The 20,960-nt window shown below is 70.2% G+C and carries 20 protein-coding genes and 1 pseudogene; 11 read left to right on the forward strand and 10 right to left on the reverse strand.

What is annotated here, in order from left to right; translation table 11 throughout:
- The first annotated feature begins 128 nt into the window (after positions 1 to 128).
- On the forward strand, positions 129 to 2,927 hold the full coding sequence (locus ACFVJQ_RS05630; protein WP_385781181.1) for a penicillin acylase family protein: 2,799 nt from the start codon (positions 129 to 131) through the stop codon (positions 2,925 to 2,927).
- Positions 2,928 to 2,983: 56 nt separating this feature from the next.
- On the opposite strand, the gene ACFVJQ_RS05635 is transcribed toward ACFVJQ_RS05630, so the two are convergent.
- Entirely contained in the window at positions 2,984 to 4,219 is a 1,236-nt protein-coding gene (locus ACFVJQ_RS05635; RefSeq protein ID WP_385781184.1) for an exo-beta-N-acetylmuramidase NamZ domain-containing protein, read from the reverse strand.
- Positions 4,220 to 4,441: 222 nt separating this feature from the next.
- Here ACFVJQ_RS05635 and ACFVJQ_RS05640 point away from each other — a divergent pair, with 222 nt between their 5' ends.
- Genes ACFVJQ_RS05640 through ACFVJQ_RS05650 form a run of 3 tightly spaced genes read left to right on the forward strand, consistent with a single transcriptional unit; the run spans position 4,442 to position 7,490 of the window.
- Positions 4,442 to 5,206, forward strand: a complete 765-nt coding sequence (locus ACFVJQ_RS05640) for an SDR family oxidoreductase (RefSeq protein ID WP_385781187.1) — start codon at positions 4,442 to 4,444, stop codon at positions 5,204 to 5,206.
- Positions 5,203 to 6,870, forward strand: coding sequence for a class I adenylate-forming enzyme family protein (locus tag ACFVJQ_RS05645; RefSeq protein ID WP_385513004.1), 1,668 nt, complete (start codon positions 5,203 to 5,205; stop codon positions 6,868 to 6,870). The genes ACFVJQ_RS05640 and ACFVJQ_RS05645 overlap by 4 nt, the downstream gene beginning before the upstream one ends.
- A gap of 26 nt (positions 6,871 to 6,896) precedes the next feature.
- A complete protein-coding gene (locus ACFVJQ_RS05650; protein ID WP_385513005.1) occupies positions 6,897 to 7,490 on the forward strand; it encodes a TetR/AcrR family transcriptional regulator in 594 nt (197 codons plus the stop codon).
- Positions 7,491 to 7,539: 49 nt separating this feature from the next.
- On the opposite strand, the gene ACFVJQ_RS05655 is transcribed toward ACFVJQ_RS05650, so the two are convergent.
- From ACFVJQ_RS05655 to ACFVJQ_RS05680, 6 genes are all read right to left on the reverse strand, one after another.
- Entirely contained in the window at positions 7,540 to 8,754 is a 1,215-nt protein-coding gene (locus ACFVJQ_RS05655; RefSeq protein WP_385513006.1) for an acyl-CoA dehydrogenase, read from the reverse strand.
- 6 nt (positions 8,755 to 8,760) lie between these two features.
- Positions 8,761 to 9,783 (reverse strand): phosphotransferase family protein, encoded by a 1,023-nt coding sequence (locus ACFVJQ_RS05660; RefSeq protein WP_385513007.1) that lies wholly within the window; start codon positions 9,781 to 9,783, stop codon positions 8,761 to 8,763.
- Between the two features lie 174 nt (positions 9,784 to 9,957).
- Positions 9,958 to 10,254 carry a hypothetical protein gene (locus ACFVJQ_RS05665; RefSeq protein ID WP_385513008.1) on the reverse strand — a complete coding sequence of 99 codons (297 nt, stop codon included), beginning with the start codon at positions 10,252 to 10,254 and terminating at the stop codon, positions 9,958 to 9,960.
- A 131-nt stretch (positions 10,255 to 10,385) separates the two neighbouring features.
- Positions 10,386 to 10,709 (reverse strand): DUF202 domain-containing protein, encoded by a 324-nt coding sequence (locus tag ACFVJQ_RS05670; RefSeq protein WP_385513009.1) that lies wholly within the window; start codon positions 10,707 to 10,709, stop codon positions 10,386 to 10,388.
- The gene (locus tag ACFVJQ_RS05675) at positions 10,706 to 11,098 is read right to left on the reverse strand and encodes a YidH family protein (protein ID WP_129797021.1); all 393 of its coding nucleotides are present in this window, start codon (positions 11,096 to 11,098) and stop codon (positions 10,706 to 10,708) included. The genes ACFVJQ_RS05670 and ACFVJQ_RS05675 overlap by 4 nt, the downstream gene beginning before the upstream one ends.
- Before the next feature lie 31 nt (positions 11,099 to 11,129).
- Positions 11,130 to 11,645, reverse strand: a complete 516-nt coding sequence (locus ACFVJQ_RS05680; protein ID WP_224734080.1) for an NUDIX hydrolase — start codon at positions 11,643 to 11,645, stop codon at positions 11,130 to 11,132.
- Between the two features lie 124 nt (positions 11,646 to 11,769).
- On the opposite strand from ACFVJQ_RS05680, the gene ACFVJQ_RS05685 reads away from it, so the two are divergent.
- Together ACFVJQ_RS05685 and ACFVJQ_RS05690 are read left to right on the forward strand one after the other, a co-directional pair.
- Entirely contained in the window at positions 11,770 to 12,495 is a 726-nt protein-coding gene (locus ACFVJQ_RS05685; protein ID WP_385781194.1) for a molybdopterin-dependent oxidoreductase, read from the forward strand.
- On the forward strand, positions 12,479 to 13,102 hold the full coding sequence (locus tag ACFVJQ_RS05690) for a cytochrome b/b6 domain-containing protein (RefSeq protein ID WP_385781197.1): 624 nt from the start codon (positions 12,479 to 12,481) through the stop codon (positions 13,100 to 13,102). The genes ACFVJQ_RS05685 and ACFVJQ_RS05690 overlap by 17 nt, the downstream gene beginning before the upstream one ends.
- A 10-nt stretch (positions 13,103 to 13,112) precedes the next feature.
- Here the strand turns inward: ACFVJQ_RS05690 and ACFVJQ_RS05695 are convergent, their stop codons facing one another.
- Positions 13,113 to 13,814 (reverse strand): FadR/GntR family transcriptional regulator, encoded by a 702-nt coding sequence (locus ACFVJQ_RS05695; protein WP_129797015.1) that lies wholly within the window; start codon positions 13,812 to 13,814, stop codon positions 13,113 to 13,115.
- Between the two features lie 141 nt (positions 13,815 to 13,955).
- On the opposite strand from ACFVJQ_RS05695, the gene ACFVJQ_RS05700 reads away from it, so the two are divergent.
- Both ACFVJQ_RS05700 and ACFVJQ_RS05705 read left to right on the forward strand, forming a co-directional pair.
- The gene (locus ACFVJQ_RS05700; RefSeq protein WP_385781200.1) at positions 13,956 to 14,483 is read left to right on the forward strand and encodes a gluconokinase; all 528 of its coding nucleotides are present in this window, start codon (positions 13,956 to 13,958) and stop codon (positions 14,481 to 14,483) included.
- Positions 14,484 to 14,543: 60 nt separating this feature from the next.
- The gene (locus ACFVJQ_RS05705) at positions 14,544 to 15,941 is read left to right on the forward strand and encodes a GntP family permease (protein ID WP_129797017.1); all 1,398 of its coding nucleotides are present in this window, start codon (positions 14,544 to 14,546) and stop codon (positions 15,939 to 15,941) included.
- Positions 15,942 to 16,017: 76 nt separating this feature from the next.
- On the opposite strand, the gene ACFVJQ_RS05710 is transcribed toward ACFVJQ_RS05705, so the two are convergent.
- Entirely contained in the window at positions 16,018 to 16,215 is a 198-nt protein-coding gene (locus ACFVJQ_RS05710) for a hypothetical protein (protein WP_385781203.1), read from the reverse strand.
- Between the two features lie 225 nt (positions 16,216 to 16,440).
- On the opposite strand from ACFVJQ_RS05710, the pseudogene ACFVJQ_RS05715 reads away from it, so the two are divergent.
- Positions 16,441 to 17,721, forward strand: a pseudogene (locus tag ACFVJQ_RS05715) (RNA-guided endonuclease InsQ/TnpB family protein).
- On the opposite strand, the gene ACFVJQ_RS05720 reads toward ACFVJQ_RS05715, so the two are convergent.
- Complete coding sequence (locus ACFVJQ_RS05720; protein WP_385781205.1) at positions 17,718 to 18,155, reverse strand: YchJ family protein; 438 nt, start codon at positions 18,153 to 18,155, stop codon at positions 17,718 to 17,720. The pseudogene ACFVJQ_RS05715 and the gene ACFVJQ_RS05720 sit on opposite strands and share 4 nt — an antisense overlap.
- Positions 18,156 to 18,519: 364 nt before the next feature.
- Here ACFVJQ_RS05720 and ACFVJQ_RS05725 point away from each other — a divergent pair, with 364 nt between their 5' ends.
- Both ACFVJQ_RS05725 and ACFVJQ_RS05730 read left to right on the forward strand, forming a co-directional pair.
- Positions 18,520 to 20,385: a phage tail sheath C-terminal domain-containing protein gene (locus tag ACFVJQ_RS05725; protein ID WP_385513016.1), complete on the forward strand. Its 1,866-nt coding sequence runs from the start codon at positions 18,520 to 18,522 to the stop codon at positions 20,383 to 20,385.
- 30 nt (positions 20,386 to 20,415) lie between these two features.
- On the forward strand, positions 20,416 to 20,940 hold the full coding sequence (locus ACFVJQ_RS05730) for a phage tail protein (RefSeq protein WP_004003113.1): 525 nt from the start codon (positions 20,416 to 20,418) through the stop codon (positions 20,938 to 20,940).
- Positions 20,941 to 20,960 lie beyond the last annotated feature (20 nt).

Here is a 20,960-nt window from a genome sequence, read left to right on the forward strand (position 1 = left end):
GATGTCCTCCGTCTCCAACTGCCGCTCTCAGCCGGTCCTTTCGACTCCCAAAAGTGACGCATGTTCATCTTCAAACTCGGGGATAACCGGCGGTAACATCCCGCCCACCCCCGTCGGGAGGAGCTGCCATGCCACGGCGCACCCCACGCAACGCGCTCGACAGACTGAGAACTCCCCGCAGATCCCTCGGGTTCCTGAAGACCGCATCCGTATGCGTCCTGATTGCCGGCCTTTTGTCCCCGCTTTCCCAGGCGGCCGCCGCCCCCGAGGCGCCTGCCGCTGATGCCGCGGCCGTCACCGACCACTGCGGCAACCGGTGTTCGGACATCCTGCCGCCCGGCCAGAACGGCAACGCCACCCTTGCCCAGATCCTCCTCCACCAGGCCTTCGGCACCCAGCCCCCACACGCCGAGGACCAACTCGGCCCGTACGCCTCCCTGGCCACCGGCTACTCCACGCTCACCGACGCCACGATCAACACCTTCTTCAACGACGCGTCGTTCGGCGTCCCCGCCGACCAGGTCGCCTCCACCGTCAGGCCCGCCGGCCGCAGCGACGTGACGATCGTCCGCGACAAGAAGACGGGCGTACCGCACATCACCGGTACCACCCGATACGGCACGGAGTTCGGCGCCGGCTATGCGGCGGCCGAGGACCGGCTGTGGCTGATGGACGTCTTCCGTCATGTCGGGCGCGGACAGCTCACCTCCTTCGCGGGCGGCGCCGCCTCCAACCAGGGCCTGGAGCAGGAGTTCTGGCGCAACGCCCCGTACACCGAGACCGATCTGCAGGCGCAGATAGACAACGCCGTCGCCTCGAACGGCGAGCGCGGCCGGCAGGCCCTCGCCGACGTCAACGCCTACGTCGACGGCATCAACGCCTACATCGACGCCTCCGACAGCGGCCGCTACTTCCCCGGCGAGTACGTCCTGACCGGCCACAAGGACTCCGTCACCAACGCCGGCACGATCGCGCACTTCAAGCCCACCGACCTGGTCGCGCTGGCCTCCGTCATCGGCGCGCTGTTCGGCTCCGGCGGCGGCGGTGAGGTCAACAACGCGCTCTCGCTGCTCGCCGCCCAGTCCAAGTACGGCGTCACCGAGGGCACCAAGGTGTGGGAGTCCTTCCGGGAGCGCAACGACCCCGAGGCCGTCCTCACCGTCCACGACGGCAGCTTCCCGTACGGCCGGAAGCCCGCCGACCCACAGGGCGAGGCCCTGCCCGACGCCGGTTCGGTGACCCGCGAGGAGCTCGTCTTCGACCGTACGGGCAGCGCGGCTTCCCCGGGTGCCACCGGCGCCTCGGCCGACGCCGCCGCGAACGCCGTCACCTCCGCCAAGCGCGGTATGTCCAACGCCCTGGTGGTGAGCGGCGAGCACACCGCGAGCGGTCACCCGGTCGCCGTCTTCGGCCCGCAGACCGGCTACTTCGCCCCGCAGCTGCTGATGCTCCAGGAGATCCAGGGACCGGGCATCAGCGCCCGCGGCGCGTCCTTCGCGGGCCTGAGCTTCTACGTCGAACTCGGCCGCGGCCAGGACTACGCCTGGAGCGCGACCACCTCCGGCCAGGACATCATCGACACGTACGCCGTCGAGCTCTGCCAGGACGACTACCACTACCTGTACCGCGGCACCTGCACGCCGATGGAGAAGGTCGAGCAGAAGAACGCCTGGAAGCCGACCGTGGCCGACGGCACCGCCGCCGGTTCGTACACGATGCGCGTCTGGCGCACGAAGTACGGCCCGGTCACCCATCGCGCGACCGTCGACGGCAAGAAGGTCGCCTACACCACCCTGCGCTCCTCCTTCCTGCACGAGGCCGACTCGATCATCGGTTTCCAGATGCTGAACGACCCCGATCACGTCAAGGGTCCGGAGAGCTTCCAGAGCGCGGTGCAGCACATCAACTACACCTTCAACTGGTTCTACGCCGACTCCGAGCACACCGCGTACTACAACAGCGGCGACAACCCGGTGCGCGCGAACGGCGTCGACGCCGAGTTCCCAGCGTGGGCCCGGCCGGCGTACGAGTGGCGGAACTGGAACCCGGACACCAACACCGCCTCCTACACTCCGCCTTCCCAGCACCCGAACTCGATCGACCAGGACTACTACATCTCCTGGAACAACAAGCAGGCCGAGGACTACGCCGCCGCGCCCTGGGGCAACGGCTCGGTGCACCGCGGCAATCTGCTGGACGACCGGGTGAAGAAGCTGGTGGACGCCGGTGGCGTGACGCGCGCCTCGCTGGTGAAGGCGATGGCGGAGGCGGGGCTCGCGGACCTGCGCGCGGAGGACGTGCTGCCGAAGCTGCTGAAGGTGATCAACAGCTCGCCGGTGACGGACCCGGCGGCCGCAGCGGCGGTGAGCAAACTGTCCGCGTGGGTGTCGGCCGGGTCACGGCGTACGGAGACCTCGGCCGGTTCGCGCACCTATGCCCACGCCGACGCGATCCGCATCCTGGACGCCTGGTGGCCGCTGCTGGTGAAGGCCGAGTTCGAACCCGGCCTCGGCAGCGACCTGTACAGCGCCTTCACCGCCAACCTGCCGGTCGACGAGTCCCCGTCGGCCGCCCACGGCCCGACCGGCGCACACGCCGGAAGCGCCTACCAGTACGGGTGGTGGAGTTATGTCGACAAGGACATCCGGTCGGTGCTCGGCGAACAGGTGCAGGGACCGCTGGCCAGGACGTACTGCGGTGACGGCAGCCTCAGTGCCTGCCGGTACACCCTGATCAGCACCCTGAAGGAGGCGGCCGGCAGGACCGCCGCCCAGGTCTACCCCGGTGACGACGCCTGCTCGGCGGGCGACCAGTGGTGTGCCGACTCGGTCGTCCACCGCGCACTCGGCGGCATCGGCCACCGCGGAATCAGCTGGCAGAACCGGCCGACGTACCAGCAGGTCGTGGAGTTCACCTCACACCGGTGACCCTCGTCCGGCGCGGCGGCCGGCCGACACGGCCCGCCGCGCCGGACCGGCGCCGCTCAGCGATAGAGCAGGTACTCCCTGCGTACCCGCCGGAACGCCGCCAGTTCCTCCTGCCAGCCCGCCACCACCTCGTCGGCACTCGCACCGGCGTCGATCATCGTGCGGACGAGGGTGGAGCCGGTCAGCTTGTCGATCCAGTTGTCGGAGCGCCAGGCGAATCCGCTCCAGACCTTCCTGGCCGTCACGAGGAGGGCGACTCCGGTGCGCACCGGGTCGTAGGCGTTCCGGTCGTGCACGTGGAGCTGCACGCCTCCGACGGTCTTCCCCTGGAACTTGGAGAAGGTGGGCGCGAAGTACGCCTCCCTGAAGTGCACGCCCGGCAGGGCGAGTTCGTTCGCTGCGGCGGCCCAGTGCCCGTCGATGCCCTCCGCGCCGAGCAGTTCGAACGGGCGGGTGGTGCCGCGCCCCTCGGAGAGGTTGGTGCCCTCGAAGAGACACGTTCCCGCGTACACGAGGGCGGTGTCGGGCGTCGGCATGTTGGGGCTCGGCGGCACCCATGGCAGCCCGGTGGCGTCGTAGAACTCCGACCGCTTCCAGCCGGTCATCCGTACGGTGTCCAGTTCCACCGGCGCGGTCAGGAACTCCTCGTTGAACAGCCGCGCCAGTTCCGCGACCGTCATCCCGTGCGCCTGGGAGATCGGCTGCCGGCCGACGAACGTCGCGAACTCCTTGTGCAGCACCGGTCCTTCGGCCGAACGCCCGGTCACCGGGTTCGGGCGGTCCAGCACGACGAACCGCTTGCCCGCGAGCCTGGCCGCCTCCATGCAGTCGTAGAGGGTCCAGATGTAGGTGTAGAAGCGTGCGCCGACGTCCTGGATGTCGAAGACGACGGTGTTCACGTCCGACGCCGTGAAGATGTCGGCGAGGGGCTGACCACTCTTCAGGTACGTGTCGTACACCGGCAGCCCGGTCGCCGGATCGTCGTAGCGGCCCTCGGAGCCGCCGGCCTGGGCGGTGCCGCGGAAGCCGTGCTCGGGGCCGAAGACGGCGGTCAGGTTCACCCGGTCGTCGGCATGCATGACGTCGACGATGTGGCGTACGTCGCGGGTGATGCCGGTGGGGTTGGTGACGATTCCCACGCGGTCGCCTTCGAGGAGGGCGTAGCCGTCGGCGGTGAGGCGTTCGAAACCGGTGCGCAGGCCCTTGCCGGGCTCGGCTGCGGCTGCTGTGGACGCCGGCAGCGATGCGGCTGCCGTGGCCGTTGCGAGTAGACCGCGTCTGGACAGGTGCATGAGTGACCTCCGTGACCGGTTGACCGTGGCATGGCACGCTAAGCGCTTCCGCGGGTGGTGCGGAAGGTGCGGGTTGTGGGTGGCTTGTCGCGCCCACGCGGCGGAGCCGCATATCGACACAGCCCCGCGCCCCTGAGTAATTGCAGTCACCCTTCCTTTATCACATACCGACCGGTTAGTCTGGCGCGGCAGAGTTGCAGGCGTGTCAGTCGAAGGAGACCGATGGTGGAAGCCGTGCAAGGTGCGGGAGTCGTCGTCACCGGAGCCGGGGGCGGGATCGGGGCCGCGCTGGCCCGTCGGTTCGCCGCCGAAGGGGCGCGTGTCGTCGTCAACGACCTGGATGCCGGCAAGGCCGAGGCGGTGGCCGAGGAGATCGGCGGGATCGCCGTCCCCGGCGACGCCTCCGCGATCGTCGGCGCGGCGCGGGACGCGCTCGGTGGCACGGTCGACGTCTACTGCGCCAACGCCGGCGTCGCCTCCGGCGGTTCCGAGGCGGCCGGCGAGGACGTCTGGGCGCTCGCCTGGGACGTCAACGTGATGGCTCACGTCCGTGCAGCGCAGGCGCTGCTGCCGGACTGGCTGGAGCGCGGCAGCGGGCGTTTCGTGTCCACCGTCTCCGCCGCCGGGCTGCTCACCATGATCGGCGCCGCGCCCTACGCCGTCACCAAGCACGGCGCCTACGCCTTCGCCGAGTGGCTGTCCCTGACCTACCGCCACCGGGGCCTGAAGGTCCACGCGATCTGCCCGCAGGGCGTGCGCACCGACATGCTGGCCGGTACCGGCAGCGCGGGCGACCTGGTGCTGGTGCCCACCGCGATCGAGCCCGAGGACGTGGCGGACGCCCTCTTCAAGGGCATCGAGGAGGACCGCTTCCTGATCCTGCCGCACCCCGAGGTCGCCGGGTACTACCAGGCCCGGGCCACCGACCCGGACCGCTGGCTGACCAACATGAACCACATCCAGCAGAAGTGGGAGGCGGCCCGGTGACCGGCTCCAGGTACGAGGCCAAACCCTGGCTGGACCTGCTCGACGACGCCCAGCGCGCCCCGATCGACCCCGCCGACTCCCTGGTGCACGCCCTGCGCCGGGTCATGGGCGAAGCGCCGGACCGTACGTTCCTCGCCTACTTCGACGGGCGCCTGACGTACCGCGACGTCGACGAGCTCACCGATTCCGTCGCCGGGCACCTCGCCGCGCGCGGTCTGGAGCGCGGCGACCGGGTCGCCGTCCTGTTGCAGAACTCGCCGCACTTCGTCCTCGCCGTGCTCGGCGCCTGGAAGGCGGGCGCGGTCGTCGTGCCGGTCAACCCCATGTACAAGTCGGGAGAGGTCGGCCATGTCCTGCGGGACGGCGAGGTGGCCGCGCTGATCTGCTCCGACCGGGCCTGGGAGTCGTATCTGCGCGACACGGCGGCGGACTCGCCGGTGCGGATCGTGCTCACCGCCTGTGAGTTGGACTTCCAAACCCGGCACGACGCGCGCGTGCTGGGCTTCGAGCGGCTGCCGCAGGCCCCGGACGCCGACGACCTCACGGCCGTCGCCCGGCAGGGGCACAAGGCGCCGGACGGCCGCGAGCCGGGCCCGGACGACATCGCGCTGATCAGCTACACCTCGGGCACCAGCGGCACCCCCAAGGGCGCCACCAACACCCACGGCAACATCATGTACAACGCCGAGCGCCAGCGGACCGGCCTCGGGCTGCCCGAGGCGCCGGTCTACTTCGCGATGGCGCCGCTGTTCCACATCACCGGCATGGTGTGCCAGTTCGGCGCCTGTCTCAACAGCGCGGGCACGCTGGTGCTGGCGTACCGGTTCGAGGCGGGCGTCGTACTCGACGCGTTCGCCGCGCACCGGCCGCACTACACGGTCGGCCCGTCCACCGCCTTCATGGCGCTGGCCGCCCACCCGTCCGTCACCCCGGACCACTTCTCGTCCTTCCGGATCATCTCCTCCGGCGGCGCACCGCTGCCGCCCGCCCTGGTGGAGAAGTTCCGCGCCGGCTTCGGCCCGTACATCCGCAACGGCTACGGGCTCACCGAGTGCACCGCCCCCTGTGCCTCCGTCCCGCCCGGCCGGGAGGCGCCCGTCGACCCGGCGTCGGGGACGCTGGCCGTGGGCGTGCCGGGGCCGGACACCGTCGTACGCATCGTCGACGACCAGGGGGCGGAGATGCCGTTCGGGGAGCAGGGTGAGATCGTCGTCCGTGGGCCCCAGGTCGTGCCCGGCTACTGGCGGCGTCCCGACGCCACCGCCGAGACCTTCCCCGACGGCGAGCTGCGCACCGGGGACATCGGGTTCATGGACGCCGAGGGCTGGCTGTATGTCGTCGACCGCAAGAAGGACATGATCAACGCGTCCGGCTTCAAGGTGTGGCCGCGCGAGGTCGAGGACGTGCTCTACACCCACCCGGCGGTACGCGAGGCGGCCGTCGTCGGCGTCCCCGACGGGTACCGCGGCGAGACGGTCAAGGCCTACATCAGCCTCCGCCCGGGGGCCGATCCGGACCCGGATGCGCTCGCCGCGTACTGCAAGGAGAGACTGGCCGCTTACAAGTACCCGCGGCAGGTGGAGATCCTGCCCGACTTGCCGAAGACGGCGAGTGGGAAGATCCTCCGTCGGGAATTGCGTTCCCGTTCGCACGAAAGTCAGTAGGACATCACGGAAGGCAGGTGGCGGCAGTGCCCAGGACGACGGACGGAGACGGGACTCCTGTGCCGCAGCGGCTGCTGGCCGCCGCCACCCGGCTCTTCGCGGAGCGGGGTTACGACCGCACCTCGGTGCAGGAGATCGTCGAGGCGGCCGGCGTCACCAAGGGGGCGCTGTACCACTACTTCGGCTCCAAGGACGACCTTCTGCACGAGGTGTACGCGCGCGTGCTGCGGGTCCAGCAGGAGCGTCTCGACGCCTTCGCGGACGCCGACGAGCCAGTCGAGAAGCGGCTGCGGGCCGCGGCGGCCGACGTCGTGGTCACGACGATCGAGAACCTCGACGACGCCATGATCTTCTTCCGCTCCATGCATCACCTGAGCCCGGAGAAGAACAAGCAGGTGCGCGCGGAGCGCCGGCGCTACCACGAACGCTTCCGTGCACTGATCGAGGAGGGCCAGGAGGCGGGCGTCTTCTCCAAGGAGACCCCGGCGGACCTGGTGGTGGACTACCACTTCGGGTCCGTGCACCATCTGTCGACCTGGTACCGGCCCGACGGCCCGCTCAGCCCGCAGGAGGTCGCCGACCAGCTGGCGGATCTGCTGCTGCGTGCGCTGCGGCCCTGAACCTGGAAGTAAGGGGCGGTCTCCATGAGGCCGCCCCTTACTCATGCGCTCACAGGTATTTCTTCAGCTCCCGCCGCGCCAGCGACCGCTGGTGCACCTCGTCGGGGCCGTCGGCGATCATCAGCGTCCGTGCGCCGGCGTACAGCTCGGCCAGCGGGAAGTCCTGGCTCACACCGCCCGCACCGTGCAGCTGGATCGCCTTGTCGAGGATGTCGACGACCGTGCGGGGCGTGGCGATCTTGATGGCCTGGATCTCCGTGTGGGCGCCCCGGTTGCCGACCGTGTCCATCATCCAGGCCGTCTTCAGCACCAGCAGGCGCAGCTGCTCCACGGCGACCCGCGCGTCCGCGATCCAGTTGTGGACCACACCCTGCTGGGCCAGCGGCTTGCCGAAGGCCGTGCGGGAGACGGCCCGTCGGCACATCAGCTCGATCGCCCGCTCGGCCATGCCGATCAGCCGCATGCAGTGGTGGATCCGGCCGGGACCGAGCCGGGCCTGGGCGATGGCGAAGCCGCCGCCCTCCTCGCCGATCAGGTTCGACACCGGCACGCGCGCGTGGTCGAAGACCACCTCGGCGTGGCCGCCGTGGTAGTGGTCCTCGTAGCCGAAGACCTGCATGGCGCGCTTGACGGTCACGCCGGGTGTGTCGCGCGGGACCAGGACCATGGACTGCTGGCGGCGGATGTCCGCCCCGTCGGGGTCCGTCTTGCCCATCACGATGAAGATCCTGCAGTCCGGGTTCATCGCCCCGGAGATGTACCACTTGCGGCCGGTGATGACGTACTCGTCGCCGTCCCGCTCGATGTGCGTGGTGATGTTGGTGGCGTCCGAGGAGGCCACCTCCGGCTCGGTCATCGCGAACGCCGACCGGATCTCACCGGCGAGCAGCGGCTGGAGCCACTGCTTCTTCTGCTGCTCGTCACCGAACTGCGCGAGCACCTCCATGTTCCCGGTGTCCGGCGCGGCGCAGTTCGTCGCGGTCGGCGCGAGCTGGGGGGAGCGGCCGGTGATCTCGGCGAGCGGGGCGTACTGGAGGTTGGTCAGCCCGGCGCCGTACTCGGCGTCGGGCAGGAAGAGGTTCCACAGGCCCTGGCGGCGCGCCTCGGCCTTCAGCTCCTCGACGATCGGCGGGGTGTCCCACGGCGATGCGAGCCGCTCGCGCTGCTCGTGGGCGACCTGCTCGGCCGGATACACGTACTCGTCCATGAAGGCCAGCAGCTTGGCGCGCAGTTCCTCGGTGCGCGCGTCGAACGCGAAGTCCATGGCGGATCAGCCTTCCTGAAGGGTGGTCAGGCCGTGCTCGATGAAGACGGGAACCAGGTCGCCGATGCGGTCGAAGCCGCGCCCGACGGTCTGGCCGAGGGTGTAGCGGTAGTGGATGCCCTCCAGGATCACGGCGAGCTTGAACCAGGCGAACGCCGTGTACCAGGAGATCGCCGAGACATCGCGCCCGGAGCGGGCGGCGTACCGCTCGACGATCTCGGCCGGATCCGGGTGCCCGGGGGCCTCGGCGGTGGTGGAGACGGGCGAGTCGGACATGCCCAGCGGCATGCTGTACATCACGAGCAGGCCCAGGTCGGTCAGCGGATCTCCGAGCGTGGACATCTCCCAGTCCAGCACCGCCGTGATCCGGTCGTTCTCGCCGATCAGGACGTTGTCCAGCCGGTAGTCGCCGTGTACGACGGCCGGCGCGGGGGAGTGGGGCAGCTCCCGGCCGAGGGCGGTGTGCAGCTCGTCGATGCCGGCCAGGTCGCGGTTGCGGGAGGCGTCCAGCTGCTTGCCCCAGCGGCGCAGTTGCCGGTCCAGGAAGCCCTCGGGCCGGCCGAAGTCGGCGAGCCCGACCTCGTCGGGGTCGACCGCGTGCAGGTCGACGAGCGTGTCCACCAGCGACAGCACCGCGCCCCGGGTGCGCTCCGGGCCGAGCGGGGCGAGCTGCTGGGCGGTGCGGTACGGGGTGCCGGGCACGAACTCCATGACGTAGAACGGCGCCCCGAGCACCTCCTCGTCCTCGCACAGCAGCACCGGACGCGGCACCGGCACCTTCGTCTGGGACAGGGCACTGATCACCCGGTGTTCGCGCTTCATGTCGTGCGCGGTGGCCAGGACATGACCGAGCGGCGGCCGTCGTACGACCCACTGCGACACGCCGTCGGAGACGATGTACGTGAGGTTCGACCGTCCGCCTTCGATCAGACGGCCGGTCAGCGGGCCGTGCACCAGGCCGGGCCGCTCACGGTCGAGCAGGCCGCGCAGCCGGTCGGGATCGAGGCCTGGCGGGTGGTCGGCAACCATCGTCGCTCCTACGGACGTGTGAACAGGACCCGACTTATGATGCCGACCGGTCGGTATGTAGTCCAGAGGGTCGCCCGAACGTGATCGGAGCCACGATAGGCCGACAGCTCCCCGCGCGTGTCGGCGGGGAGCTGTCGAGGGGTGATTGTCGGCCAGTGCCGGGGTGTCAGGACCTCAGTGGTCGTCCCAGTGATCGTCGTGCGCGGCGTGCCGGTGGCCGTCGTGGAGGTAGTCGACGTGGTCGCCGTGCTGGACCCGCATGTGGCCGCAGTCCTCGCCGTGCCGGTGGTCGTGCCCCTCGTGGGCGGTGTGCGCGGCGGGCTCGCACTCGTCCCAGTGGCCGTCGTGGGCGCGGTGCAGATGGCCGTCGTGCGCGTAGTCGATGTGGTCGCCGTGCGGCACCTCGGCGTGCCCGCAGGCGGGACCGTGGGTGTGCATGTGGGAGGTGTGTTCCTGGTGCAGGGTGGTCATGGCGCTCACCTTCGGGTGCGGGTGATGACGACGGACAGGCTGCCACGCGAACGGAACATATCCGGGCATCCGGCATGCGTGGCGCCCGAGTACCCCACCCGCGGCTGACTTGCCCGGCGGACAGGCCCTGGCTAGAGGACGAGTGCCGAGGCGCAGGCGGCCAGGGCGACCGTGCACAGGGCCGCGGCCGTGGCGTACCGGGGTGTGAGGGCCGCGGGGCGGTCGGTCGCCGCGAGCGCGTGGATCCGGCGGTGGGCGACCAGCAGGAAGCCCAGCCAGAGGGCACAGCACAGGGCACCGACGACGAGCCGGGGGGCCGACGCCCCGCCGTGCAGTGCGGTCCGCACGGCGAGCACGGCGGCGACGGTGCCCGACAGCGTGGTGCGCCGCCAGGCGAGCCGGGTCCGCTCCGGCTGCAGTCCCGGATCCCGCTCCGGGGCGGCAACGGCGCTCACCCCTCCCACCCGACCAGCACGACGACGACCATCGCGACGGCCACCACCGCGACGACCAGGCTCAGCAGCGCCGGGAACCGCGACACCGGCAGGTCCTCGCCCCGGCGCATGGCGCGCTCGCAGCGCATCCAGTGATTGACCGCCCGCAGGGAGCACAGCACGCCCGCCGCAAGCAGCGCGAGCGCAAGCCCGACCCGCCAGCCCCGGCTCAGGTCCGGCAGGAACTGGTCCACCGCGAACCCGCCGCCGATCAGCGCGAGCGCGGTGCGCAACCAGGCCAGGAACGTGCGCTCGTTCGCCAGCGAGAACCGGTAGTCGGGCGTGACGCCCTCCGCCCGGATCCGCTGGGGTGCGAACCACAGCCGGACGTTCCGTACGAGTTCGATCACGTGCACGACCCTATCGGGGTTCGCGGGTGGATCAGCCCGCCGACCGGTAGGCGCTCAGGCGCGCATAGGCCGCCAGGCCGTCCGGAACCCACTGCCATTCCGCGAGACGCCGCTCGATCTCCTGCTCGGGCAGGAAGTCGTGCCAGGCGACCTCCTCCGCCTGCGGCTGGACCGGCAGCTCACAGCGCACCTCGTAGACGGCGGACCACCAGCTGTGGCCGGCGCCGTTGTCGTACAGGAACTTGAACAGGTACGCGGGACGGGGGAGCCCGGTGACGCCGAGTTCCTCCTCGGCCTCGCGCAGCGCCGCGTCGTCGTAGGCCTCGCCCGCGCCGACGACGCCGCCGACGAACATGTCGTACAAGGAGGGGAAGACGAGCTTGGTCGGCGTGCGGCGGTGGACGAAGATCCGGCCCGCCGCGTCCCGGGCCTGGATGAACACGCACCGGTGGCGCAGGCCCTGCGCGTACGCCTCCCCGCGCGGGGCCTGCCCGACGACGCGGTCGTGTTCGTCGACGATGTCGAGGATCTCGTCAGCAGCGCTCATGGGGCCATCCAAGCAGGGCGGGAGCGATGGGTTCGGCAGCGGTGGTTGAGCGGTGGTTACGGAATCCTGACGGGCGTCCGCGCCCCCCTGGCCGCGCCGGGGTCACGGGTGCTCGAATGGCCGAGTGAATACCGGACAACCCGAGCAGGAGGGGCGGCCGATCGGCCGTCGCGTCCTGCTCGGCACCCTCGGCCTGGGCGCCCTCGGCGTGGGCGCCGCGCCCACCCTGCAGCGCGGACTGGAGTCCTTCCTCGGCAGCGCCGCGGACAAGGACCCCACCGGCCTGACCGGCCTGTTGCCCAACGGCGGCGGCTTCCGCTACTACTCCGTCGCCTCCTCCGTACCGCACAAGAACGCCACGACCTACCGCCTCACCGTCGACGGACTGGTGGACCGACCGCGCACCTACACGCTGGCCGACCTGCGCGCCCTGCCGCAGACCCGGATGGTGCGCGACGTGCAGTGCGTCACCGGGTGGCGGGTCCCGGGCACGCCGTTCGAGGGGGTGCGCCTGTCCCGGCTCCTGGACGCCGCGGGAGTGCGCCCGTCGGCCGGGGCGGTGCGCTTCACCTGCTTCGACGGCACCTACTCCGAGAGCCTCACCCTCGACCAGGCCCGCCGCGCCGACGTCCTGGTGGCCCTGCGCATGCAGGACGAGGATCTCAGCCACGCCCACGGCGGACCCGTACGCCTCTACGTCGCCCCCATGTACTTCTACAAGTCCGCCAAGTGGCTCTCCGGCATCACCGTCACCGAGGACGTGCAGCCGGGCTACTGGGAGAAGCGGGGCTACGACATCGACGCCTGGGTGGGCCGTTCGAACGGACGGGACGATGAGCCTACGAGCTGACGCCCCCGCCACCGCGACTCAGGTCCGCCGGTTCAGCAGGGCCGAACGGTGGGTGCACCGCACGACGGCCGCGCTGATGGGCGTGTGCGTGCTGACGGCGGCCTGTCTGTACATCCCCGAGCTTGCTGAGCTGGTCGGCCGCCGTGCCCTGGTCGTCACCGTCCACGAGTGGGCGGGGCTCGCCCTGCCCGTGCCCGTGCTGGCCGGCCTCGCCTCCCGCGCCTTCCGCGGTGACCTGCGGCTGCTGAACCGCTTCGGCCCGCACGACCGGGTCTGGCTGCGCGCCGCCCTGCGCCGGGACAAGCGGCGTGAGGCACGTCCGGCGGGGAAGTTCAACGCCGGGCAGAAGATCTACGCGGCCTGGATCGCCGGGGCGACGCTGGTGATGCTCGGCACCGGCCTGATCATGTGGTTCACCCACCTCACCCCGCTGGTGTGGCGCACCAGCGCGACCTTCGTCCACGACTGGCTGGCCCTCACCATCGGCATCGTCCTCGCCGGGCACATCGGCATGGCGCTGGCGGATCCGGAGGCCCGGCGGGGGATGCGGACCGGGTCGGTGAGCGGGGAGTGGGCGGAGCGGGAGCATCCGCTCTGGCGACGCTGAAGAGCGGCCGTCAGGGCGCCAGGATGTCCAGCTCCTGAAGCGCGCCCACCGCGATCTCCCGGGTCAGCTCCTCCGCGCGGGCGGCGTCGCGCTCCCGGACCGCCTCCGCGAGCTTGACGTGCAGGGTGACGGCGGCCGGGTCGGGATCCTCGAACATCACGTCGTGCTGGGTACGACCGGTCAGCACCTCGGCGACGACATCGCCCAGGCGGGCGAACATCTCGTTGCCGGAGGCGTTGAGGATCACCCGGTGGAAGGCGATGTCGTGGAAGAGGTAGCCCTCCAGCTGGTGACCGCGTGAGTGCGCGACCATGCCCAGGGCGCACTCGGTGAGCTCCTTGCACTGCTCGGCGGTGGCGTTCCTGGCGGCGAGCCCCGCGGCGACCGGTTCGACCGCCGAGCGCAGCACCGTGAGCGAGCGCAGCTGGTGGGGCCGGTCGGCGCCGGCCAGTCGCCAGCGGATGACCTGCGGGTCGTAGACGTTCCACTCCGACCTGGGGCGGACTGTCACGCCCACCCGGCGGCGGGACTCGACCAGGTGCATGGACTCGAGCACGCGGACCGCCTCGCGCATCACGGAGCGCGACACGTCGAAGCGCTGGGCCAGCTCGTCGGTGCGCAGAACGCTGCCCGGCGGGTACTCACCCGCGGTGATCTCGGGGCCGAGGGTGTCCAGTACTTGGCCGTGCAGCCCCCGGCCCGGTGTGCTCATGCACTCAGCGTACGTGCCGGGTCACGGGAACAAAAAGTCAGACTTATTTGTCACAGGCTCTTGAATTCGTCGTACCTAAAAGGTTTCATTTGGCCGACGTCGGATGCGACGTCGTATGTCGAGGAAGACAGCGAGGCAGACATGCGTACCCCCCACGTCGTCGTGGTGATGGGCGTCGCCGGAACGGGCAAGACCACGATCGGTCCGCTGCTCGCCGCCCGGCTCGGCGTCCCCTATGCCGAGGGCGACGACTTCCACCCGCAGGCCAACATCGCCAAGATGTCGGCCGGTACCCCGCTCGACGACAACGACAGGTGGCCCTGGCTGGACGCCATCGGCGCCTGGGCGCACGAGCGGGCCGGACTGGGCGGGGTGGTCAGCAGTTCGGCGCTGAAGCGGTCGTACCGCGACCGGCTCAGGGCCGCGGCCCCCGACGTCGTGTTCGTGCACCTCACCGGTGACCGGGCCCTCATCGAGGACCGGATGGTGCACCGGCAGGGTCACTTCATGCCGACGGCCCTGCTGGACTCGCAGTTCGCCACGCTTCAGCCGCTCCAGCCGGACGAGACCGGAGTCGCCGTCGACGTCTCCGGCACGCCCGAGGAGATCACCGCGCGCGCCCTGGCCGCGCTGGACGGGCTGGATCAGACGGCCTCGCAGACCTCGTAGAACTCCCGCATCACCCCCTCCCCTCCCCTCCCCATCTCCTCCACCGACAAGGGAACCCCCGTGACCAGACTCAGCGTCGAGATGCTGGCAGCGGACACCGTCGAGCCGATCACCTCGGCCGGCCACGCCCAGCTGGGCATCGCCGTACTGGCGGGTATCGCGCTCATCGTCCTGCTGATCACCAAGTTCAAGCTTCACGCCTTCCTGGCGCTGACCATCGGGTCGCTGGCGCTCGGCGCCTTCGCCGGGGCACCGCTCGACAAGGCCATCACCAGCTTCACCACCGGCCTCGGCTCCACGGTCGCCGGCGTGGGTGTGCTGATCGCCCTCGGTGCGATCCTCGGCAAGATGCTCGCCGACTCCGGCGGCGCCGACCAGATCGTCGACACGATCCTCGCCAAGGCGAACGGCCGTTCGATGCCGTGGGCGATGGTCCTCATCGCCTCCGTGATCGGTCTGCCGCTGTTCTTCGAGGTCGGCGTCGTACTGCTGATCCCGGTCGTGCTGATGGTCGCCAAGCGCGGCAACTACTCCCTGATGCGCATCGGCATCCCGGCGCTCGCGGGTCTGTCGGTCATGCACGGCCTGGTCCCGCCGCACCCCGGTCCGCTGGTCGCGATCGACGCGGTGGGCGCCAACCTCGGTGTGACCCTGGCGCTCGGCGTGCTCGTCGCGATCCCGACGGTGATCATCGCCGGTCCGGTGTTCTCGAAGTACGCCGCCCGCTGGGTGGACGTCCCGGCCCCCGACCGGATGATCCCGCAGCGGGCGTCCGAGGAACTGGAGAAGCGGCCCAGCTTCGGCGCCACGCTGGCGACCATCCTGCTGCCGGTCGTGCTGATGCTCTCCAAGGCCCTCGTCGACATCATCATCGACGACCCCGAGAACACCGTGCAGCGCGTCTTCGACGTGGCCGGCTCCCCGCTGATCGCCCTGCTCGCCGCCGTGCTCGTCGGCATCTTCACGCTGGGCCGCCCCGCCGGGTTCTCCAAGGAGCGGATCTCGTCGATCGTCGAGAAGGGCCTCGCGCCCATCGCGGGCATCCTGCTGATCGTCGGCGCAGGCGGCGGCTTCAAGCAGACGCTGATCGACTCCGGCGTGGGCCAGATGGTCCTGGACATCTCCGAGGACTGGTCGATCCCGGCCCTGCTGCTGGCCTGGCTGATCGCGGTGGCGATCCGGCTGGCGACCGGTTCGGCAACCGTCGCGACCATCTCGGCGGCCGGACTGGTCGCCCCGCTCGCGGCCGACATGTCCACCACGCACGCCGCCCTGCTGGTCCTGGCCATCGGCGCCGGTTCGCTCTTCTTCAGCCATGTCAACGACGCCGGCTTCTGGCTGGTGAAGGAGTACTTCGGGCTGAACGTCGGCCAGACGATCAAGACCTGGTCGATCATGGAGACGATCATCTCGGTGGTCGCGGGTGCGCTGGTGCTGCTGTTGTCCCTGGTCATATAGAGGCTGTCTCCGGGACAGTCGCAAACAGGCGAACCACCAACCCGGGCCCGGGCAACCGCCCCGGCCCGGGTGTTTTTCAGTTCGCCGCGTTGGCGCCGAAGTTGGGGTAGCCCTCGGAGTCCACGCCCACCGAGGAGGCGAAGATCTCCCGGTCGCCGAGGGTGATCTTCGTACCGTTGGACGGCAGGTAGAACGCCGCGCCGTTGGTGTTCTCCCAGCAATCGCCCACCGTCAGGTCGGCCCTGCCGTCACCGGTGACGTCGGTCAGCTTCACCTCGCAGCCGAAGCCGTCGCCCGTTTCGTTGGTGTCGGGGACACCGGCGGTGTCCTGGTTGAAGTACCCGGGCGTTCACGCCCGGGAGGAATCGCATCCTGGGGTGAGCGGTGCGGAGCACCGCGGTGGCATCCGGCGCGGAGCGCCGGGAAGGCGGTCCGGGATTACGGGGGAATTTCCTGTGTTCGAATGTGAGACCTGGGAGTTCCGGCTAGCGTCGCGGGTGTGAAGCTCGTGGTGCAGGTGAAGCTGCTGCCGACGCCCTTGCAGGCGGCGGCACTTGAGGCGACTCTGCACGCCTGCAACCAAGCGGCCACTTGGGCCAGTGAGGTGGCCTTCGAAAAGGGTGTGAAGAAGAACTTCGCGCTGCGCAAGCTCATCTATGACGAGGTGAAGGCGCGGTGGAGCCTGGGAGCCCAGGCCGCCCAGCATGTGATCAAGAAGACCTGTGACGCCTACGCGACGCTGACGGCGAACCTGAAGGCCGGGAACCTCGGCAAACCCGGCTCGAAGCGGCACCGCAGGGCCACCGGGAAACCGATCGCCTTCCGACCGGACGGGGCACAGCCCTACGACGACCGGATGCTGTCCTGGTAGATCGCCGAACGACGGATCTCGATCTGGACCGTGTCGGGACGGATGAAGGACGTGGCGTTCACCGCCTCCAGAGAGCAGCTGGCCACCCTGGCCCTGCACCGGCGGGGAGAGTCGGACCTGGTGCGCCGGGACGGCATGTGGTTCCTGCTGGCCACCTGCGAGGTCCCCGAGGCCGAGCCCAACACCGATCCGGCGGACTTCCTCGGTATCGACCTGGGCATCGTGAACATCGCCACCACCTCCGACGGCGAGATCATGGCCGGGCGGGAGCTGAACCGCACGCGGCTGCGGGAACGCACGCTGCGCACCAAGCTGCAGAAGAAGAACACCCCGTCCGCCAGGCGCCGCTTGAAGAAGCGGCGGCGCAAGGAGGCGCGGCGGGCGAAGGACATCAACCACAAGATCGCGAAACATGTGGTGGCCGAGGCAGAACGCACCGGTCGCGGGATCGCCCTGGAGGACCTGACGGGCATCCGCGAACGGGTACGGCTTCGCAAACCCAACGGGCCGCCCACACCAGCTGGTCCTTCGCCCAGCTCGGAGGGTTCATCGCGTACAAGGCCCGCCGGGCCGGGGTGCCGGTGGTGCACGTCGATCCGGCGTACACCTCGCGCACCTGCGCCGAGTGCGGCCACGTGGACAAGGCGAACCGGGTCTCCCAGGCCTGGTTCGCGTGCCGGAACTGCGGCGTCGTTGCGCACGCGGACCGATGGGGGTACCTCCCGCTCGAGCGAAGCCGAGAGTGGGGGAGGCTCCCGCAACATCCGCGCCCGCGCGTGGGAGTTGTGGCGACGGGGGGCCCAGTCAACGGCCCCTACCTCACCTCCGGAGCGCACGCGCCGGGGTGGGGCTGGACGCAAACGCAGCATCACCGCCAGTGATGCCCGTTGTGCAAGCCTGGCGCTTTAGTACCGGGTAGTTGACTCGAGGAACTCCCCGTCGACGTACACCCACGCCCCGTCGACCCGCTCGAACCGGCTCCGCTCGTGCAGCGCACCGCCCTTGAACGACGCCCGGAAGGTCACGGTCCCGGTCGTGTGGAACGCGGTCCCCTCGCCGGTGTCGAGGATCTCCAGGCCGGTCCACCGCATACCGGGATCGAACTCGACCCGCGGCGGTCGCGTCCGCGGATGCCAGGTCCGCAGCAGATACGCCTCGTCCCGCTTCACGAAAGCGCTGTAGCGCGACCGCATGAGCGCCTCGGCCGTCGGCGCCGAGGCCTCACCCCGATGAAATCGGCCACAGCACATCTCGTATGTCTCCGCAAGACCGCAAGGGCACGAAGGGTTGTGCGAAGGGGTGGAGGGGTGTGGCCGGCGGGGCCGGGCGGGGTGTCGGGACATGCGCTCCATTCTGCTGCAACACAGCCTGTGCAGAAGTGGTGGATCATCCGCCCCGACACGCGCACATCGTGTGCGAGTCATGTTCGCCACCCTTCATCGAACCTCCCCCAGGGCTGGCGTGAACACGCCTTGCTAGAGCAACACCCCACTCTCCAAGGTGGGTTGAGCACTCGAGCATCAGGAGTCACAAGCGTGCGCTTGGGCCGGGCGACCGACCGCCCGGGGTGCTGACGGGGGAACTGATGCGGTACGCGTGATCACCGTCGCCCGTGTGGGTGGCGTTCTGGCGCACCGGTCCGGAAAGTCTTCCTCTGTCATCTCTTGGTGCCTTCGTCCGGTGCCCGAGACAGGGATTGGAGGGGGAATGCCGACGAATGCAGTGAGCGCCGCCCGGCCGACGTATCCAGGCGTCTACGTCGAAGAGCTTCCCAGCAGCAGCCGCACCATCTCCGCCGTGACCACGTCGGTGACCGCGTTCGTCGGTCACACCCGGCGTGGTCCGCTCAACGAACCGGTGCGCGTCACCGGTTTCGCCGAGTTCGAGCGCCGCTTCGGAGGGCTCGGCTCGCAGAGCGCCGTCGCCTACGCGGTGCATCAGTTCTTCGCGGGCGGCGGCAGCGTCGCCGTGATCGTCCGGGTCGCCAAGGCCGGCAGCGGCAAGGCTGCCTGCGTCGTCCTGGAGTCCACCGAGGGCCACAGCGAGAGCCGCGTTCTCGAGGTCCACGCCAAGGAACCCGGCGTCTGGGGCAACGGCCTGCGTGTCGCAGTCGACTACGACACGCCCCACCCCGACGAGACCTTCAACCTGCGGGTGTACGACGCCAAGGGCGACGCCCGCGAGAGCTTCACCGGCCTGTCCATGGACGCCGGACACGGCCGCTACGCGCCCACCGTGATCAACGCCGGCTCGCGCCTCATCCGCGTCGAGGCCGTCGGCGAGGGCCGCCCCGACCCGTCCGGCACCGTCTCCAAGCCGTTCGGGGACGAGCTGCCGAACCTGGAGGTCGACCTCACCGTCAAGATCGGCGACGTGGAGCGCGAGTTCCGGCTCTACGACCCCGACTGCGACGGCGAAGCCCCGTGCAGCGTCGCCGAGTTGGCGCTGCTCCTCGAGCGCAAGCTGCGCGCCCTGCCCGACGCGCCCGGCAAGCACGCCTTCGCCGGCGCCGAGGTGACCGCCTTCGGCCGGCGCATCCAGGTCGTCGCCGGTTCCACCGACCCCGAGGACGTCGTCCGCTTCCTCGGCGAGTGCGCCAACGACCTGGGCCTGGAGGCCTCCGTCAACCCGCCGGTGTTCCCGCTGGAAGGCGGCGAGGACGGCGAGGCGCCCGGACCGCGCGACCTCATCGGCTCCGAGGCCGACAAGACCGGCATCCAGGCCCTGCGTGGCGTCGCCGACGTCAACCTGCTGGCGCTGCCCGAGCTGGCCTCGTACGAGAAGACCGAGGACATGCTCACCGTCGTCTCGGCGGCCCAGCGGCTGTGCCAGGAGCGGCGGATCTTCCTGCTCGTCGACGCCCCGAGCACCTGGGTCAGTGTGGACACGGCCCGCGCCGGGCTCGCCGCCTTCGACGCCGTGCGCGGCGACCACGCCGGCCTGTACTTCCCGCACCTCCAGCTCACCGACCCGCTCACCGGGCGGCTGCGCTCCTTCCCGCCGTCCGGCGCGGTCGCCGCCGTCTTCGCCCGCACCGACTCCGAGCGCGGCGTGTGGAAGGCCCCGGCCGGCACCGAGGCGCGGCTCGCGGGCGTCCACTCGCTCACCGTCGAGCTGACCGACCGGGAGACGGGGCTGCTCAACCCGCTCGGCGTCAACTGCCTGCGTACCTTCCCGCTGACCGGCCCGCTGGTGTGGGGCGCGCGCACGCTCGCCGGCTCCGACGCGCTCGACAGCGAGTGGAAGTACGTGCCCGTGCGCCGGCTCGCGCTGCATGTGGAGGAGAGCCTGCAACGCGGCCTGCAGTGGGTCGTGTTCGAGCCCAATGACGAATCGCTGTGGCAGCAGATCCGGCTGAGCGCCTCCTCGTATCTGCACACGCTCTTCCGCCAGGGCGCGTTCAAGGGCAGCACGCCGCGCGAGGCCTACTTCGTCAAGTGCGACCACGAGACCACCACCGACGAGGACGTGGCCAATGGCGTCGTGAACGTGCTGGTGGGCATCGCGCCCGTGCGGCCGGCCGAGTTCGTGATCGTCAAAATCCAGCAGACGTCCGGGCAGTTCGCGCTCTGATCGCGCTCGTAGGAATACCGAGGAATTTCGATGGCTGAGTTCACGGTCAACGCCCATCGTTTTGACCCGTACAAGAACTTCAAGTTCCTGGTCCTGTGGGACGGTCGTACGGTCGCGGGCATCAGCAAGATCAGTCCCCTGAAGCGGACCACCGAGGTCGTCAAGCACCGGCACGGCGGCGACCCCTCCTCGCCGCGCAAGTCGCCGGGCCGCTCGGAGTTCGAGGGCATCACCCTGGAGCGCGGGGTCACCCACGACCCCGAGTTCGACCGCTGGGCCAACAAGGTCTGGCAGGTCGGAGCCGGTCTCGGCTCCGAGGTGTCCCTCGCCGACTTCCGCAAGGACATCGTCATCCAGGTCCTCAACGAGGCCGGCCAGGTCGCCGTCTCGCACAAGCTGTACCGGACCTGGCCCAGCGAGTACCAGGTCCTGGGCGAGCTGGACGCCAACGCCAACGCGGTGGCCATACAGTCGCTGAAGCTCGAGTGCGAGGGCTGGGAGCGGGACTACGAGGTGCCCGAGCCGGAGGAGCCCTCGTTTCTGAACCCGGCCTGAGGTCAAGGACGTTGGGGGAG

The organism is Streptomyces sp. NPDC127197 (genome assembly GCF_042672405.1).
Lineage (GTDB): Bacteria > Actinomycetota > Actinomycetes > Streptomycetales > Streptomycetaceae > Streptomyces > Streptomyces flavusporus.